The organism is Brevibacterium sp. ZH18 (assembly GCF_022748595.1).
Taxonomy (GTDB): Bacteria; Actinomycetota; Actinomycetes; order Actinomycetales; family Brevibacteriaceae; genus Brevibacterium.
In genome coordinates this window covers 42,834-58,472 of the sequence record NZ_JALDSX010000020.1, presented here as the reverse complement: position 1 = coordinate 58,472, position 15,639 = coordinate 42,834, and the positions used below count along the sequence as shown (strand labels likewise).

14 protein-coding genes are annotated in these 15,639 nt (G+C 60.0%); 3 read left to right on the top strand and 11 right to left on the bottom strand.

Annotation, left to right across the window (positions count from 1 at the left end; all coding sequences use genetic code 11):
* Positions 1-353: 353 nt before the first annotated feature.
* The 9 genes from MPN20_RS09415 to argC form a co-directional block, all read right to left on the bottom strand.
* Complete coding sequence (locus MPN20_RS09415) at positions 354-755, bottom strand: YccF domain-containing protein (protein ID WP_135809653.1); 402 nt, start codon at positions 753-755, stop codon at positions 354-356.
* A gap of 175 nt (positions 756-930) precedes the next feature.
* Positions 931-2,217, bottom strand: a complete 1,287-nt coding sequence (tyrS, locus tag MPN20_RS09410) for a tyrosine--tRNA ligase (protein WP_242781476.1) — start codon at positions 2,215-2,217, stop codon at positions 931-933.
* Between the two features lie 128 nt (positions 2,218-2,345).
* A complete protein-coding gene (argH, locus tag MPN20_RS09405; protein ID WP_242781474.1) occupies positions 2,346-3,767 on the bottom strand; it encodes an argininosuccinate lyase in 1,422 nt (473 codons plus the stop codon).
* A 105-nt stretch (positions 3,768-3,872) separates the two neighbouring features.
* A complete protein-coding gene (locus MPN20_RS09400) occupies positions 3,873-4,406 on the bottom strand; it encodes an arginine repressor (protein ID WP_242781472.1) in 534 nt (177 codons plus the stop codon).
* A complete protein-coding gene (gene argF / locus MPN20_RS09395; protein WP_242781470.1) occupies positions 4,406-5,326 on the bottom strand; it encodes an ornithine carbamoyltransferase in 921 nt (306 codons plus the stop codon). The genes MPN20_RS09400 and argF overlap by 1 nt, the downstream gene beginning before the upstream one ends.
* Before the next feature lie 75 nt (positions 5,327-5,401).
* Positions 5,402-6,637 carry an acetylornithine transaminase gene (locus MPN20_RS09390; RefSeq protein WP_242781466.1) on the bottom strand — a complete coding sequence of 412 codons (1,236 nt, stop codon included), beginning with the start codon at positions 6,635-6,637 and terminating at the stop codon, positions 5,402-5,404.
* Positions 6,630-7,676: an acetylglutamate kinase gene (argB, locus tag MPN20_RS09385; protein ID WP_242781464.1), complete on the bottom strand. Its 1,047-nt coding sequence runs from the start codon at positions 7,674-7,676 to the stop codon at positions 6,630-6,632. The genes MPN20_RS09390 and argB overlap by 8 nt, the downstream gene beginning before the upstream one ends.
* Positions 7,673-8,851, bottom strand: a complete 1,179-nt coding sequence (argJ, locus tag MPN20_RS09380) for a bifunctional glutamate N-acetyltransferase/amino-acid acetyltransferase ArgJ (protein ID WP_242781462.1) — start codon at positions 8,849-8,851, stop codon at positions 7,673-7,675. Before argJ ends, argB begins: the two co-directional genes overlap by 4 nt.
* Positions 8,848-9,957 carry an N-acetyl-gamma-glutamyl-phosphate reductase gene (gene argC / locus MPN20_RS09375; protein ID WP_242781461.1) on the bottom strand — a complete coding sequence of 370 codons (1,110 nt, stop codon included), beginning with the start codon at positions 9,955-9,957 and terminating at the stop codon, positions 8,848-8,850. The genes argJ and argC overlap by 4 nt, the downstream gene beginning before the upstream one ends.
* 44 nt (positions 9,958-10,001) lie before the next feature.
* On the opposite strand from argC, the gene MPN20_RS09370 reads away from it, so the two are divergent.
* From MPN20_RS09370 to MPN20_RS09360, 3 genes are all read left to right on the top strand, one after another.
* A complete protein-coding gene (locus MPN20_RS09370) occupies positions 10,002-10,976 on the top strand; it encodes a quinone oxidoreductase (RefSeq protein WP_242781459.1) in 975 nt (324 codons plus the stop codon).
* Between the two features lie 164 nt (positions 10,977-11,140).
* The gene (locus MPN20_RS09365; protein WP_242781458.1) at positions 11,141-11,458 is read left to right on the top strand and encodes a nucleotide pyrophosphohydrolase; all 318 of its coding nucleotides are present in this window, start codon (positions 11,141-11,143) and stop codon (positions 11,456-11,458) included.
* Positions 11,445-13,163 carry a DUF2075 domain-containing protein gene (locus MPN20_RS09360; protein WP_242781456.1) on the top strand — a complete coding sequence of 573 codons (1,719 nt, stop codon included), beginning with the start codon at positions 11,445-11,447 and terminating at the stop codon, positions 13,161-13,163. Before MPN20_RS09365 ends, MPN20_RS09360 begins: the two co-directional genes overlap by 14 nt.
* Positions 13,164-13,245: 82 nt before the next feature.
* Here the strand turns inward: MPN20_RS09360 and MPN20_RS09355 are convergent, their stop codons facing one another.
* Together MPN20_RS09355 and MPN20_RS09350 are read right to left on the bottom strand one after the other, a co-directional pair.
* Entirely contained in the window at positions 13,246-14,079 is an 834-nt protein-coding gene (locus tag MPN20_RS09355; protein ID WP_242781454.1) for a hypothetical protein, read from the bottom strand.
* Position 14,080: 1 nt separating this feature from the next.
* A complete protein-coding gene (locus MPN20_RS09350) occupies positions 14,081-15,415 on the bottom strand; it encodes an AAA family ATPase (protein ID WP_242781452.1) in 1,335 nt (444 codons plus the stop codon).
* Positions 15,416-15,639 lie beyond the last annotated feature (224 nt).

The following is a 15,639-nucleotide window of genomic DNA, read 5'->3' as shown; positions in this document are numbered from 1 at the left end:
ATCACTATCTGTTCAAACAAATACGCTATTGGATTCTCAAACCACAAACACACACCCATCACCACACGATCAAAGAGACCACATGTTCACTGGGGATATCAGTTACTTTATGTCGCTGCCACTTCCCGCACGACCGGCCAGTCGATCACAAACCGTGTCTGTGCTGGTCAGTCCCGGTGAAAACTGTTCTCGAAGAGTTCGTTTTCTGTGGGGCAACGAGATGTAACTCTAGACCAGACGATGAGCACCACGCAACTCGAGATCCGAAATTGCGCTGTGACACCCGTCACGAGCCTTCTCCATGCCTACGCGATCCCCGTGTTGGCGGGGCAGGACGGCATTCTCAGGTCGGCTCAGGCTCCGCGGTAGCCGGGCATGAGGCGGTCGCTGTCGACGATCTGTTTACCCAAAGGCATGAGCGAGACGGGAATGAGCTTGATGTTCGCCCAGCCAAGGGGGATTCCGATGATCGAGACGAACAGCGGGATCGAGGTCACCACGTGACCGATGGCCAGCCACACGCCGGCGACGACGAGCCAGATGATGTTGCCCAGAGTGGTCGCCACACCCGCCGGTCGGGTTTCAATGACCTCCCGGCCGAAGGGCCAGAGGGCATAGTTGCCGATTCGGAAGGAGGCGATCCCCCAGGGGATCGTGACGATGAAGATGCAGGCGATGATGCCGGCAGCCCAGTATCCCAGCGCGAGCCAGAGTCCGCTGAAAATGAACCAGATGATGTTGAGCAGTGTTCTCATGGTCTCCTCGCTTCGATATATCCGCTGAGTCCACTCCTGCTGGCAATCGCCAAATCACAAGTGCTCACGTTGTATTCAGCGAATACAACGGCCAAGCGGAACTGAATACTCCTGGATACGACAGAACCGCGCCCGGAATCATTCCGGGGCGCGGTTCTGGTGGTGGTCATGGTCGTCAGCTGACGATGTCAACTGCTCCCAGTGTCTTCTTGCCACGGCGGACCAGGATCACTCCCCCACCTGAGGTGGGAAGCACCTCGGCGGCGGTGAGGGTTTGGTCTTCACCGGTGACCTTGACGTTGTTGATGTACGCGCCGCCGTCCTTGATCGCACGACGAGCCTCGCCCTTGGACTTGACGATGCCTGCGGTCACGAACGCGTCGGCCACGGGAAGTCCCTCAGCGAGCTGTGCGGCACTGATTTCACCACGGGGCAGTTCATCGGTGGCTGCACCCAGGGTCGCCGGATCGAGACTCTGCAACTCGCCTCCGCCGAAGAGCGCCGAGGCTGCGGCGATCGCCTGATCGTAGCTGTCCTTGCCGTGGACCAGCGTAGTGACATCCTCGGCCAGCGCCTTCTGTGCCACGCGGGTGTGCGGTGCCGCGGTGAAATCGGCTTCGATCGCTTCGATCTCTTCGAGCGACCGCAGCGAGAACACCTTGAGGTACTTCACGACATCGCGGTCATCGGCATTGAGCCAGAACTGGCTGAATGCGTACGGGCTGGTCAGGCTCGGATCCAACCACACCGTGCCGGACTCGGTCTTGCCGAACTTCGTGCCGTCGGCCTTGGTGATCAGAGGTGTCGCCAATGCGTGCACGCTCTTCTGCTCGACGCGGCGGATGAGATCGACGCCGGAGGTCAGATTGCCCCACTGGTCGGAGCCGCCGGTCTGCAGAGAGCAGCCGTACCGACGGTTGAGTTCGAGGTAGTCGTTGCCCTGAAGCACCTGGTAGGAGAACTCAGTGAAGGAGATTCCGTTCTCGCTGTTGAGGCGCGCGGAAACGGATTCCTTGGCCAGCATCCGGTTGACCGGGAAGTGCTTGCCGACGTCACGGAGGAAGTCGATGGCCGACATCTCGGATGTCCACTCATAGTTGTTGACGATCTGCGCGGCGTTCGGGCCGGAGAAGTCGAGGAACTTCTCGACCTGTGCCCGGATCTTCTCGACCCACTCCTCGACGACCTCCTGCGGGTTGAGGGTGCGCTCCCCAGACATCCGGGGATCGCCGATGAGTCCGGTCGCTCCGCCGACCAGGGCCAGCGGATTGTGCCCGGTCTGCTGCAGACGCGACGCGGTGATGAGCTGGACCAGGTTGCCCATGTGCAGGCTGGGTGCGGTGGGATCGAAACCGACATAATAGGTCAGCGAATCCTCGTTCAGAGCCTTCTTGAGGGTAGCCTCGTCGGTCGAAACCGCGATGAGGCCACGGGCCTTGAGTTCGCTGAAGATGTCGGTCACTGTTGTCCTTTCGAGTCAGAATGACTGCGCCGACCTCGGGTCGAACGCGTCGATTCCTGATTGTGGGTGCCGATTCATGATCGACACCCACAATTCTACGGTCTTCGTTCTCCGGTCAGGAATCCATGTCAGACGCTGCGCGCCGAATCGGCGAACTCGCGCAGTCGGGCCACCTCGGCCTTGGCGTTGTCCAACTGAGCGGCCACAGCTGATCGTGCAGTCCCACCCTTGGAGTTGCGGGAGTCGATCGAGCCGAGGGTGGTGAGCACCTCGCGCACATCCGGAGTCAGATGCTCCGAGATTCCGGCGTAGTCCTCGTCGGTGAGACCCCACAGCTCGACGTCCTTCGACTCGGCCAGCTGCACGCAGGCGCCAGAGAGCTCGTGAGCGACGCGGAATGGCACGCCGTTGCGGACCAGCCATTCGGCGATGTCGGTGGCCAGGGCGAATCCGCGCGGAGCCAGGTACGCCATCCGCTCGGTGTCGAACTTCAGGGTGGCGACCATGCCGGTGAAGGCGGGCAGCAGGAGTTCAAGCGTGTCGGTCGCGTCGAAGACCGGTTCCTTGTCCTCCTGCAGGTCCCGGTTGTAGGCCAGCGGCAGAGCCTTGAGTGTCGAAAGCAGACCGGTCAGGTCACCGATGAGTCGGCCCGACTTGCCGCGGGTGAGCTCGGCGACGTCGGGGTTCTTCTTCTGCGGCATGATCGACGACCCGGTCGAGTAGGCGTCATGGAGGGTGACGAACGAGAACTCCTTCGTCGCCCAGGCGATGACCTCTTCGCTCAGACGCGAGAGGTTGATGCCGATCATCGTCGTCACGAACAGGTATTCGGCGAAGACGTCGCGTGAGGCGGTGCCGTCGATCGAGTTTTCTGCCGAATCGTTGAAGCCGAGGTCAGCGGCCACAGCCTGCGGGTCAAGCCCCAGCGAGGATCCGGCCAGTGCACCTGAGCCGTAGGCCGAGATGCCGGCGCGCTCATCGAAATCGACGAACCGCTGCACGTCGCGCAGCAGCGGCCAGGCGTGAGCCAGGAGATGATGGGCCAGCAGCACAGGCTGCGCGTGCTGGAGGTGTGTGCGCCCGGGCATCGGCGCATCGGGGTGCGCCTCTGCCTGCGCGATGAGAACCTCGACGGCGTCGAGGACGAGGCCGGCGATCTCACGAGCGTGGTCACGCAGGTACATCCGTCCCAGCGTGGCGATCTGGTCGTTGCGGGACCGGCCAGCGCGCAGCTTGCCGCCGAGTTCCGGTCCGGCGATCTCGATGAGTCCGCGCTCGAGTGACGAGTGCACGTCCTCGTCCGACTCGGCCGCGACGTACTCGCCTGTCTCGACACGACGACCAAGCTCGTCAAGCGAGTCGGTCATGCCCTTGAGCTCGTCGTCGTCGAGCAGTCCGGCGTGGTGCAGAACCTTTGCGTGCGCTTTCGAACCGGCGATGTCGTACTGGGCCAAACGCCAGTCGAAGTCCGTCGATTTGCTCAATGCTGCCAGTGCATCGGCCGGGCCGTCCGAGAATCGTCCGCCCCACAGGCTCAGTCGTTCGCTCACAAATCGTCCTTCCCCACCATCGTCGTTCTCACGTCGACGGCTCTCATCCGCCGGTCGGGTTTCGACCGTCGGTTCAGTCGTTCAGTTGTTCAGTTGTTCTGTCGTTCAGTTCTCGCCGGCGCTGCCCGCTGCGTATTCGAGGAACGTCTCGGCCAGGGCCGCTCCCCCGACAGCGGAGACAGCGATGACGAGAACAGTGTCGTCTCCTGCGATTGTGCCAAAGATTCCGGTCATCGAGGAGCGGTCGATCGCCGAGGCCAGATATTGGGCGGCGCCGGGTGGTGTCCGCAGAACCACCATGTTGTCCTGCGCGGACGCGGAGACGAGGAGCTCCTCGAGCAGTCGGGGCAGCTTCGCATCAAGGCTGTCACCGGTGGACTGCTGCAGGCTCCGGTCCCCGCCTTCGCCCGGAACGGCGTACACGGATCCCGAGGTTGATCGGATCTTCACGGCCCCCACCTCGGCGAGGTCACGCGACAGCGTCGCCTGGGTGACGGTGATCCCCATCGTCGCCAGGGCCTCGGCCAGGTCGATCTGGGAATGCACGGACTTGCGGGTGATGAGATCGATGATCTTCTGCTGCCGCGCGGTCTTCGTCAGCGGCGCAGAGTTCGCCGGTGACGTGGTCTTCTCGGTCATCATCGCTCCAGGAGGAATGCCAGCAGTGCCTTCTGCGCGTGCAGACGATTCTCTGCTTCGTCGAAGACCACCGAGGCGGGGCCGTCGATGACCTCGGCCGTGACCTCTTTGCCCCGGTATGCGGGCAGGCAGTGGAGGAAGATCGGGTCGTTGCCCAAGTCCATGAGTTCCTGTGTGACCTGGAACTTCACGAACGGTGACGACTCGTCGTCGCGGCCGTCCGCGTCCTGGCCCATGGACACCCAGGTGTCCGTGACGAGGACATCGGTGCCTTGGGCGGCGGCGACCGGGTCGTCAGTGACCGTGACGGATCCGCCGGTGACACCGGCGAGTTCGTTCGCCTCGGCGATGATCTCCGCGGCCGGCTGGTAGTCGGCCGGTGCTGCGATGCGCACGTGCATGCCGGCGTTGACCCCGCCGAGCACGTACGAGTTGGCCATGTTGTTCGCGCCGTCGCCGTAGTAGGTCATGGTCTGGCCGGCGACGTCGCCGCGGTGTTCGCGGATCGTGAGCAGGTCGGCCAGGATCTGGCAAGGGTGGAAGTCGTCGGAGAGCGAATTCACGACCGGGACGCTAGAGTACTCGGCCATCTCTTCGAGACCGGCCTGCGCGTAGGTGCGCCAGATGATCGCGGAGACCATGCGTGACATCACCTGCGCGGTGTCGGCGATCGACTCCTTGTGCCCGAGCTGCGACTCACCCGGGTTGATGATGAGCGGCTGGCCGCCGAGTGCTGCGATGCCCGCAGCGAAGGAGACCCTGGTGCGGGTCGAGGTCTTGTCGAAGATCACGGCCGCGGTCTGGGGTCCGGCCAGAGGGGTGCGCGAGTACGGTGCGGCCTTGAGTTCGATGGCGAGGTCGAGGACCTCGGCCTGCTCGGCCGGGGTGAGGTCCGTGTCCTTGAGGAAATGCCGTGTCATGGTTCGTCCTTGAGATCGGTATGGCGAGCGCCGGTGACGCTCAATGCTGTTCGGGATGTGGGCGGGGCGGCGTCTTCAGCCGGCGATGAGTGCGGGCAGGGCCGCGATGAAGGGCTTCAGATCCTCTTCCGTGATGATGAGGGGCGGTGCGAGGCGCAGTCGGCCAGGGGCGACCGGGTTGATGATGAACCCTGCTTCGAGTGCGCGTGCTGCCACGGCCTTCGAATCCGGAATCTCACCCGATGCGCCGGCGGTGAGCTCAATCCCCAGCAGCAGGCCCTTGCCCGTGACCGAGGCGACGCCGGGGATCTCGAGGAGTTCAGACTTCAGCCACTCGTGCATCTCGCGCACATGTTCCAGGATGCCCTCGGACTCGATCGTCTCGAACACGGCCAGGGCCGCAGCGCTGGCGATCGGGTTGCCGCCGAAGGTCGTTCCGTGCTGTCCGGCTTCGAGGAGCTTCGTATTCGCATCTCCCACGGTGATCGTGGCACCGATCGGCATGCCACCGCCCAGGCCCTTCGCCGAGGTGATGATGTCCGGGGTCACGCCCTCGCCGATTTCGTCTTCCTGGTGGGCGAACCAGTACCCGGTCCGTCCCATCCCGGACTGCACCTCGTCGAGGACGAGGAGTGCACCGGCGGCAGTGGTGAGTTCGCGTGCCCGACGCAGGTAGCCGGCCGGGTGCTGGCGCACACCCACTTCACCCTGGACGGGTTCAATGAACACGGCCGCACAGGTCTCGTCGATCGCGGCGGCGAGCGCCTCGACATCACCGTAGGGAACGTGGACGACTCCGGGGACTCCGGGAGCAAACGGTTCACGATAGGCCGCCTTGGCTGTCAGGGCGAGGGCTCCCATGGTCCTGCCGTGGAAAGCACCGTCAACGGCGACGATCGTGGGTCGACCGCCCCCGGCTGCGCGCCGGGCCATCTTGAAGGCCGCCTCGTTGGCTTCTGCACCTGAGTTCGACAGGAACACGGCCGAGCCGGTCGGCAGGTCGAGGACTTCGTGGATCTTCATCGCCAGGGCGATCTGGGCAGGAGAGGTGAAGAAGTTCGAGATATGACCCAGCTGCCCGGCCTGGTCGCTGATGGCCTTGACCCACGCCGGATGGCAGTGGCCCAAGGAGTTCACGGCAATGCCGGCGAGCAGGTCAAGGTACTCCTTGCCCGAGGCGTCCCACACGTGTACGCCCTGCCCGCGGACGAGGTCGAGCTGGGGTGAGCCGAAGACCGGTGAGAGGACGCGGGAGAAGTCATCGCGCCAGGTCTGAGCCTGGTCTGTGTTCGCGGTCGGTGTCTCACTCATCGTTCTTCTCCTCCTGTGTTGCCTCGTGCTGAGTTGCCTCGGACTGGGTTGCCTCGGGCTGGGTTGCCTCGTGTGCTTCGCCTTTGTGCCCGTCACCCAGGGGCGCGGGTTCGACGACGGTGTCTTCGACCATGGTGCCGATGCCCTCGGAGGTGAAGACCTCGAGCAGCAGGGAGTGCGCCATGCGGCCGTCGATGATGTGAGCCTGCTTGACCCCGTTCTCGATCGCTTCGAGTGCCGCCGTCATCTTCGGGATCATTCCCGCATCCAGGCTCGGCAGCAGCTCCTTGAGCTTCTTCGGTCCGATGCGGGAGATCAGCGACGAGGTGTCGGGCCAGTTGGCGTAGAGGCCGGGCACGTCGGTGAGCATGATGAGTTTGTGCGCTTTGAGTGCCTTCGCCACTGCGGAGGCGGCGAGGTCGGCGTTGATGTTGAGCGGTTTGCCCGCTTCTCCACCGATCTCCGAGGCGATCGAGCAGATGACGGGCACCCGCCCGGCGTCGAGGAGTTCGGTGAGCACGGTGGTGTTGACTTCGGCGATCTCGCCCACCCGGCCGAGGTCGATGACTTCACCGTCAACCTCGGCGTGGGTCTTATTCGCCAGCAGCAGGTCCGCGTCTTCACCGGAGAGACCGATCGCGGCATTGCCGTTGCGGTTGATGCGGGAGACGATGTCGCGGTTGACCTGACCGGAGAGGACCATGCGGATGACCTCGGCCGCTTCTTCACTCGTGACTCTCTGTCCGGCCTTGAACTCGCTTTGAATACCCAAGCGAGCCAGCATCGATGTGATCTGGGGTCCGCCGCCGTGGACGACGACGGGTCGGATGCCCGCGAAGCGCAGGAACGCGATGTCGTCAGCGAAGGACTGCTGGAGCTCCGGGGAGATCATCGCGTTGCCGCCGTACTTGATGACGATCGTGGCGCCGGCGAAGGTCTTGATCCACGGCAGCGCCTCGGTCAGGGCTTCGGCCTTGACCTGGGCGGCTGCGAGCCGGGCGGCCGTTGACTTCGTGGACATGTCGTGTGGGTTGCTCATGTGGAGTAGGCGCTGTTCTCTTCGACGTAATCGTGGGTGAGGTCCGAGGTCCAGACCGTGGCGGTGGCATCTCCTGCGTGGAGATCGATGACGACGTCGACGTTGCGCCCGAATTCGACCTTCTCCGGGTCCTCATAGGGACCAGAGGCCCGGCACACCTCGGTGCCGTTGATGCTCACGTCGATGGCGGTGGGGTCGAATTCCGCCGAGGTGGTTCCCACCTGCGCAACAACGCGACCCCAGTTCGGGTCCTGACCGAAAATCGCTGCCTTGAACAGGGCCGAACGTGACACGGAGCGGGAGACCTCGACGGCCTCGGCTTCACTGACCGCGCCCTGAGTGGTGATGGCGATGTCGTGGTGGGCGCCTTCGGCATCAACGTGGAGCTGGTGCATGAGGTCGAGGCAGAGTTCGCGCAGCAGGCTCGTGAACTCATCTGTATCGACGGCTGCCTCGTGGGCGCCGGAGGACATGAGGATGACGGTGTCGTTCGTCGACATGCACCCGTCGGTGTCGAGGCGGTCGAAGCTGTTACTTGTCGAGGCCCGCAGAGCCTGGTCGAGCACAGGCTGGTCGACTGTCGCGTCGGTGGTGATGACGACGAGCATGGTGGCCAGGCCCGGGGCGAGCATTCCTGCACCCTTGGCCATGCCGCCGATCGTGTACCCGCTGCTGCCCTCACGGGTGGCGGTCTTGGCCACGGTGTCGGTGGTCATGATCGCCTCGGCGGCGTGCTCGCCTCCGGTCACGGTGTCCTCGGCTGCGGCCACGAGCGGCGGGAGGTTGTCGATGATGGTGTCGCGGAAGTCCTGGCCGCCGACGCCGATGAGTCCGGTCGAGCAGACGAGAATGTCCTCGGGCGCTGTTGCGGTGCCGGCCTCGGTGAGGAGTTCGGCGGTGGTCTGTGCGGTCAGTGTGGTCGTCTCGTATCCGAATTCACCGGTGTAGCAGTTGGCTCCCCCGGAATTCAGCACAACGGCGCTGGCCGTACCCGTGGCCGAGACCTTCTGTGACCACAGGACCGGGTTGGCCTTGCACCGGTTTGAAGTGTAGACGGCGGCGACGGCATTGTCGGGGCCGGTGTTGACCACGAGCGAGAGGTCTTTCTTCCCGCTGGGTTTGAGGCCGGCGATGAGGCCGGCAGCGGTGAAGCCGAGTGGTGCGGTGACGCTCACGGGGCGACTCCTTCCATGGGTAGTGCGGTGGTCTCATCGAGGCCGAGGGCGAGGTGGATCGACTGCAGCGCCTGACCGGCGGTGCCGCGGACCAGGTTGTCCAGTGCCACGACGACGAGGACCTTCTCGGCTCGCTCGTCGATGGTGAACTGGATGTGGGCCATGTTCGAGCCCGTCGTCGACGAGGTCCTGGGCCACTGGCCTTCGGGGAGGACACGGACGAAGGGTTCATCGCCGTAAGCCTGGGCAAAGGCCTCGCCGAGGTGGTTCTTCAGCGCCGCGACGTCGATCGCACCGTCTGCGGTTCGTCGTGCGTTCTCCCCCAGGTCGGCCGTGATGGTCGCCAGGATTCCGCGGGCCATGGGTACGAGCGTCGGAGTGAAGGAGATCCGGGTGGGGCCCTCTGCTGCGTCGGTGCCGAGGATTCTGTTGAGGTTCTGTTCGATCTCGGGCACGTGCCGGTGCGTACCGCCCGTGCCGTACGGGCTCGCATCGCCGAGGACCTCGGCTGCGGTCAGGTGCGGCTTGAGCGCCTTGCCTGCACCGGAGACCCCATTGGCCAGGACTGCGTTAAGACCTTTGGGCGCGACGAGTCCTGCCTGGATGAGTGGTGCCAGACCCAAAGTCACGGCGGTGACGTTGCAGCCGGGGACGGCGATGCGCTTCGTGTCCTTGAGTGCCTCGCGCTGTTTGGTTCCATCGGCGGTGAGGAGTTCGGGCAGACCGTAGGTCCAGGTGCCCTGATGGGCCGAGCCGTAGAACTTCTCCCAGGCGGCCGCGCTGATAAGGCGGTGGTCGGCGGCGAGGTCGACGATGAGTGTCTCGGGGCTCGACTTCGCAAGTCCGGCGGCGATGGCACCGGATTGACCGTGCGGGAGTGCGAGGATGACGACATCGTGGCCGGCGAGCACCTCGGCGGTGGACTCCTTGACAACGAGATCGGAATATTGGGCAAGATGGGGTTGATGTCGGCCGAGCTTCTCACCCACGGAGGAATGTCCGCTCACCGTGGTGACGTTGAGATGAGGGTGAGTGCTCAGCAGCCGGAGGACCTCTCCCCCGGCGTATCCGGTGGCACCGGAGACGGCAACCGTAAGATCATTCATATGTATAACTATACCAGCACATTAAATTATATGCAGGAGGCGTGATGACCCAGGCTATTCAGGCGATGCGAGCAGGTGGACCCGAGGTTCTCGAGTTCAATGAGGTCGATACTCCTCAGCCCGGTCCTGGTGAGGTCCTGGTCAACGTCGAGGCCGCGGGCGTGAACTTCATCGACACGTACCGTCGTTCGGGCACGTACCCGATGAGCTACCCGCACATCGTCGGGTCTGAGGGCACCGGTCACATCGCCGAGGTGGGCGAAGGTGTCGAGAGCTTCTCCGTCGGCGACCGCGTCGCCTGGCACGAGGGCCCGGGCTCGTACGCAACGCAGGTCGTCGTCAAGACCGATAACCTGCTGCGTGTGCCCGAGGGCGTGAGCACCGAGGTCGCTGCCGCGATGCCGCTGCAGGGTCTGACCGCTCAGTACCTGGCCACGAGCTCGCATGAGATCAAGCCTGGCCATACTGCGCTCGTCCACGCTGGTGCCGGCGGCGTCGGCCTGCTGCTGACCCAGATCATCAAGCACCTGGGCGGCAACGTCATCTCGACCGTGAGCACCGAGGAGAAGGCCGAGCTGGCACGCAAGGCCGGGGCCGATGAGGTGTTCCTCTACGGCGAAGGCGTCGACATCACAGCGAAGGTCAAGGAGCTCACCGACGGTGAGGGCGTCGAGGTCACCTACGACGGAGTCGGCAAGACCACCTTCGATGCTTCGCTGGCATCACTCAAGCCGCTGGGCTCAATGGTGCTCTTCGGTGGGGCCTCGGGTCAGGTGCCGCCGTTCGACATTCAGCGCCTGAACTCCTCGGGAGGCATCTTCCTGTCCCGTCCGTCGCTGGCGTGGTTCGTGCGCTCGTCGGAGGAGTTGGCCAAGCGCTCGTCCATGCTCTTCAACGGCATCGAACACGGGTGGCTTAACTTCCGGGTGGGTGCCACGTTTGCGTTGGCTGATGCTGCGGATGCGCATCGCGCTCTTGAGGGGCGTGAGACGACGGGCAAGGTTGTGCTGACAGTGTGATTCATCGGCGGTAGTTGGGGCTCAGGGTTTCTATCAGAAGGTAGAATTCTGGGCCCCAATTTTTGTGCCGCCGGAAGCACATAAGCCGCCCTCTTCCGCACCTCAACTGTCACAGTATTGCTTGGTACCGCCCAGACGACACTGGTCGCTGATACCTTAAAGCCATGTATGAAGTTTCTGTTCGTGACACATTGCGCCAGTTCATGGCCGAACGAGATTGGCAACAGTTCCACACCCCCGAGAATCTCGCGAAGAGCGTTTCAATCGAAGCAGCAGAGCTGCTCGAATGTTTCCAATGGGGAGAAGCCGACCTCGATTCTGCGAAGGACGAGCTGGCAGATGTGCTGACATATTGCATGCTGCTCGCCGACAAATTGGACCTGGATCCCGACACCATCATTTTGGACAAGCTGGCGAAGACTCGCGAGAAGTACCCAGTGGAGAAGGCTCGAGGCACGAGCGTGAAATATGACCAGCTTTAAGGTCGAACGCTTCCCGTTCGACGCCGACCGAGTTAAGGCGTGGGGATCCGGCGATCCCCGTCATCGGAACTGGCCCGTCGTGTACGTCATGAACAATAAGAAGGAAGTCTACGTCGGTGAGTCTCTCAACGTCGAGGGACGGATGCGGCAGCACCTCGAGTCTGACTCAAAACGAAGACTCCAGTCGGTCAGAGTCGTGCTCGATGACACCTTCAACAAATCTGCATGCCTCGATCTTGAATCGTTCCTCATCCGAATGTTCCATGGTGACGGTAGCCGCCAAGTCCTTAACCTCAATGCCGGTATCACCGACGCGGAATACTACGACCGCGAAAATTACAACAAGACATTCCAACAGATCTTCGAGGAGCTCAAGACTCGCGAAGATCTCTTCCAACGATCAATTCCGGAGATCATCAACAGCGATCTCTTCAAGCTCTCTCCCTTCAAGGCGCTGAACCAAGATCAGGCAGCCGCCGTAAATGACATACTCGAGGGCTTCTTTGCCGACCTTGAGCGTGGCGTCGACAACACTGTTGTGGTCGAAGGCAATCCCGGTACCGGTAAGACCGTGATTGCAATCTATATGCTCAAGTTGCTCGAAGACATCCGGCGGCATGATTCGGAAGAACCCCTGGACATCGATTCAATCTTCAGCGACTACTTCACCCCTGGACATGCCGAGCTGCTCGAGACCCTCAGATTCGCAATCGTCGTGCCCCAGCAATCGTTGCGAGAATCAATCGCCAAGGTGTTCAAGCTGACACCCGGACTACACAAAGACATGGTGTTGACACCATTCCAGGTAGGCGAGAGCCCAGAACCGTTCGATCTTCTTGTAGTCGATGAAGCTCATAGGCTCAACCAGCGCGCGAATCAGGCAGCGGGGCCGCTCAATAAGAAGTTCACTGAGATCAACGAAAAGCTCTTCGGCTGGGACGATCCACAGAAGACGCAGTTGGATTGGATCAGGAAGCAGAGTCGACATTCGATCCTCATGCTTGACGTCAACCAGACAGTCCGACCTGCAGATCTACCAGCAACCAAGACGAAGGAAATCGCAGCGCAGGCCAGAACCGCGGGCCGACTCTATCCTCTCCAGACCCAGATGCGGATCTCAGCGGACAAAGATTACGTCGGCTACATCAGGCGTGTGCTCAGTGACAGCCCACCTGCGATTCGCGAAGACTTCGGTGACTACGACCTCCGGTTGTTTACTAATCTCGGGGAGATGAGACGAGAGCTCCAGAAACGCGAAGAGGAATGCGGGCTCGCGCGACTCGTCGCAGGATACGCCTGGCCGTGGAAGTCCAAGAAGGACAGGTCCGCGTTCGACATCGAGCTCGACGGCCAGCAGATGCGCTGGAATTCGACCACGACGGATTGGATCAACTCGCCCAAGTCAGTCGATGAGGTTGGATCGATTCACACTGTGCAAGGGTATGACCTCAACTACGTCGGAGTCATCGTCGGCAATGACCTCCGCTACGATGCGAGTACAGGCGAGCTCGTCTTTGACCGCGCGAACTATCACGATAAGAAAGGCCGCGAGAACAACCCGAAACTAGGGATTACATACTCCGACGAAGATCTGTTGGAGTACGTTAAAAATATCTACAGCGTACTGCTAACCCGCGGAATTCGTGGGACCTATATTTATGTCTGCCACTCGGCTCTGCGCGATCACCTCCAATCGTTCTTCTGACGCGGCATTTGGCTCGCTTCAACGGTAACTCCGCACAGGCGTAGGCCATTAATAACAACACACCCTTAACCCCCATTACAAATCACAACTCAGCCTGCAACCAGCCGGAAAGTGAAATAGCTAGCGCCGAAGCGTCAAACACCTTAGATATCAAAAGACATGCCCTGAAACGACTCTCTAAAACGTCTTGATTCGGAATCTTCGCCTGATTCTTAATTTCATTTCTGTAACTGGCCAAAAGAACCGACGCGACATCGTGGCCATAGGCAAAGGCACGCGGATCTTCGTCATCGCGTCTCGGGTAACTGTCCACCTCGTTTGCAACATCCGGGGAGACAGCCATTTTAATATCAAAGTCATTCGGATTCTTTGATCGACCAAATCCTTTATCAACGTCTGGGCGCGGAAGATCTCTATTAAAATATCGAACGGTAAACAGTTCATTCAAGACAGGCGATAGCTTGGCAACAATCTCCCGCCCCGGAGGCAGCCGATCTCCCAATTCCAGACGATTCAAAACGCCAAGTGCCGCTTCAGTGAAAATGTAACTCTCAAGGGCGGGGAAATCCGTCCACCAAAGATTTGGAAACTGAAAGTTATCTACATGATGCCCGCAGTCCCGATCAGCTATAAACCCAATATCCGCGGACCGAGATTTTGCCTTCTTCGCACCGAACATCACGTAGCTCCGGTTGCCAGGAGTCAAGTCATGAACTTCATTCCAAAATTCATCAAATTCAATAAAATCAGCGGATTCAATTGTTATATTCGTAGAATCGAACTTTCCAAACTTCTGATAAACCCATTCTCTATAAAAAGCCTTATCGGTAGCGCCTTCGACTATTAAGTATTTTCCACCGGTAAGTTCAGCCTCATTCAACAACTCACCGAGCTTGAGCAATGGTTTTTTGGACATCTCACCAAGCCTCTGTTGGACGCATGACGTCGTCCAGATCACCCATGATTTGAACCGAATGGGATGCCATCAAAAACCGCACACCGCTGCCTTCGGTGCATCGTAGCAGCTCGGAAAGCAATTTTCGCTGCCACCGAAGCCCGAGTGAGAGCTCAGGTTCATCGATAATTACGAGAGACCCCGCTTGACGCGCAAGAACAGAATGGCTGAGCAACAACAACAGGTGTTTCTCTCCGCTAGAAAGGCCGTCAGGATCAATTTCCTCCTGGTTGCGCCCCCGCAAACGGATACCTTCACTTATCGAAAAGCGAAGTTCTTTCCTTTCGAGAAATGAATTCACCGAGCTTACAAACGTGTCGATTAATTCTTGTGTATCGACTAACGTGTCTATTTTGTCTCTCATGCTAGACAAATAGGGCTCTATAATGCCATGCAGCGGCCGAAATGTTTGGTGGTTGACCCTAGTTTCGTCGATCATCTGCTTAATGCGACGAACCTGGTTGAATGAAACTAACCCATAAGTCTCATATATTGGAGCTTCTTCAAGTAGTGATTCCACCTGATCCAGCAACGACCTTCTGGCGTCGGCAGCTAGCAATTTTTGCGCATTTCCCTCTAGCACGCGCTTCGTAATTTCTACGTATACACCTTCACCAGCACGTGTAGAATCTTTAGAGACTGTTCTAATATACTGATTCATAAATTCGCGTCCAACCGCATCCAAAGAATCACGCAAACTTTGTCCCGGAATTTGGGGCTTGTCTACGGTCCAGTGCCGATTCTCATTGGGTGAACTTGAACGGTAGGGCGGTGACGACTCGGATGAAGAATGGATGAGACGGTCATCTCCAACAAATACTGCTGGATTAACAATCTCTTCAAGTGTATTCAAGTATTTGTATATGTCATGTCGTCGAGAAGCTCGACGAAATGCTCGCGAGTCAATATCTTCTTGCCTGACAGTTACTTCCACCAAGAGATCATCATCGAACTCCTGCGGAATTTGCAACTGGCAACTGAATAAAGCGTCCGCATCTGACGCTTCACTCAGACTGATCGTTGCACCACTTTCCAACGAAATTTTCATCTCGTCAACGTGTAGGTCTGCGAGCGCTTGCAGGCTTTCAAGTCTTGGCGACAATAGATGGTACACAGTCTTCAAAAAATTTGTCTTGCCCATGCCGTTCTCGGCATAGATCAGAAGCATCCTGTCCTTTAATGGGTGAGAGCCGTCAAACTGCAAACGATAGTTAAATTCACCAAGGACCGTATTGCTCTCAACTGAGACTACCGGCGATTTGATACTTCTGTTCGGCCGCTCTTTCTTCTGCTCCATATGTCAGAGTATATAGGTGACTGCGCTCAAATTCTGGATCATACCAATGCTGAATTCCGTAGTACCTATTGGGGCTCTCCACCATGAAACAGTTGATGACGCAGAATTCGCGATTGCAAACGTGGCGTCATCCGCGGGCACACTCCGAGACCTTCTTCGGAGCTTGAAGGGTGTTGGGCAGACAATAGTTCCACCAGTCAATCGCACAGTGATCTGTTACGGAT

Bases quoted from the DNA above. Each gene is read 5' to 3' on its own strand.
- argB (WP_242781464.1), bottom strand. From the start codon at position 7,676: ATGAGCAACCCACACGACATGTCCACGAAGTCAACGGCCGCCCGGCTC.
- MPN20_RS09370 (WP_242781459.1), top strand. From the start codon at position 10,002: ATGACCCAGGCTATTCAGGCGATGCGAGCAGGTGGACCCGAGGTTCTC.
- MPN20_RS09365 (WP_242781458.1), top strand. From the start codon at position 11,141: ATGTATGAAGTTTCTGTTCGTGACACATTGCGCCAGTTCATGGCCGAA.
- MPN20_RS09360 (WP_242781456.1), top strand. From the start codon at position 11,445: ATGACCAGCTTTAAGGTCGAACGCTTCCCGTTCGACGCCGACCGAGTT.
- MPN20_RS09355 (WP_242781454.1), bottom strand. From the start codon at position 14,079: ATGTCCAAAAAACCATTGCTCAAGCTCGGTGAGTTGTTGAATGAGGCT.
- argF (WP_242781470.1), bottom strand. From the start codon at position 5,326: ATGACACGGCATTTCCTCAAGGACACGGACCTCACCCCGGCCGAGCAG.
- MPN20_RS09350 (WP_242781452.1), bottom strand. From the start codon at position 15,415: ATGGAGCAGAAGAAAGAGCGGCCGAACAGAAGTATCAAATCGCCGGTA.
- MPN20_RS09400 (WP_242781472.1), bottom strand. From the start codon at position 4,406: ATGACCGAGAAGACCACGTCACCGGCGAACTCTGCGCCGCTGACGAAG.
- MPN20_RS09415 (WP_135809653.1), bottom strand. From the start codon at position 755: ATGAGAACACTGCTCAACATCATCTGGTTCATTTTCAGCGGACTCTGG.
- argC (WP_242781461.1), bottom strand. From the start codon at position 9,957: ATGAATGATCTTACGGTTGCCGTCTCCGGTGCCACCGGATACGCCGGG.
- MPN20_RS09390 (WP_242781466.1), bottom strand. From the start codon at position 6,637: ATGAGTGAGACACCGACCGCGAACACAGACCAGGCTCAGACCTGGCGC.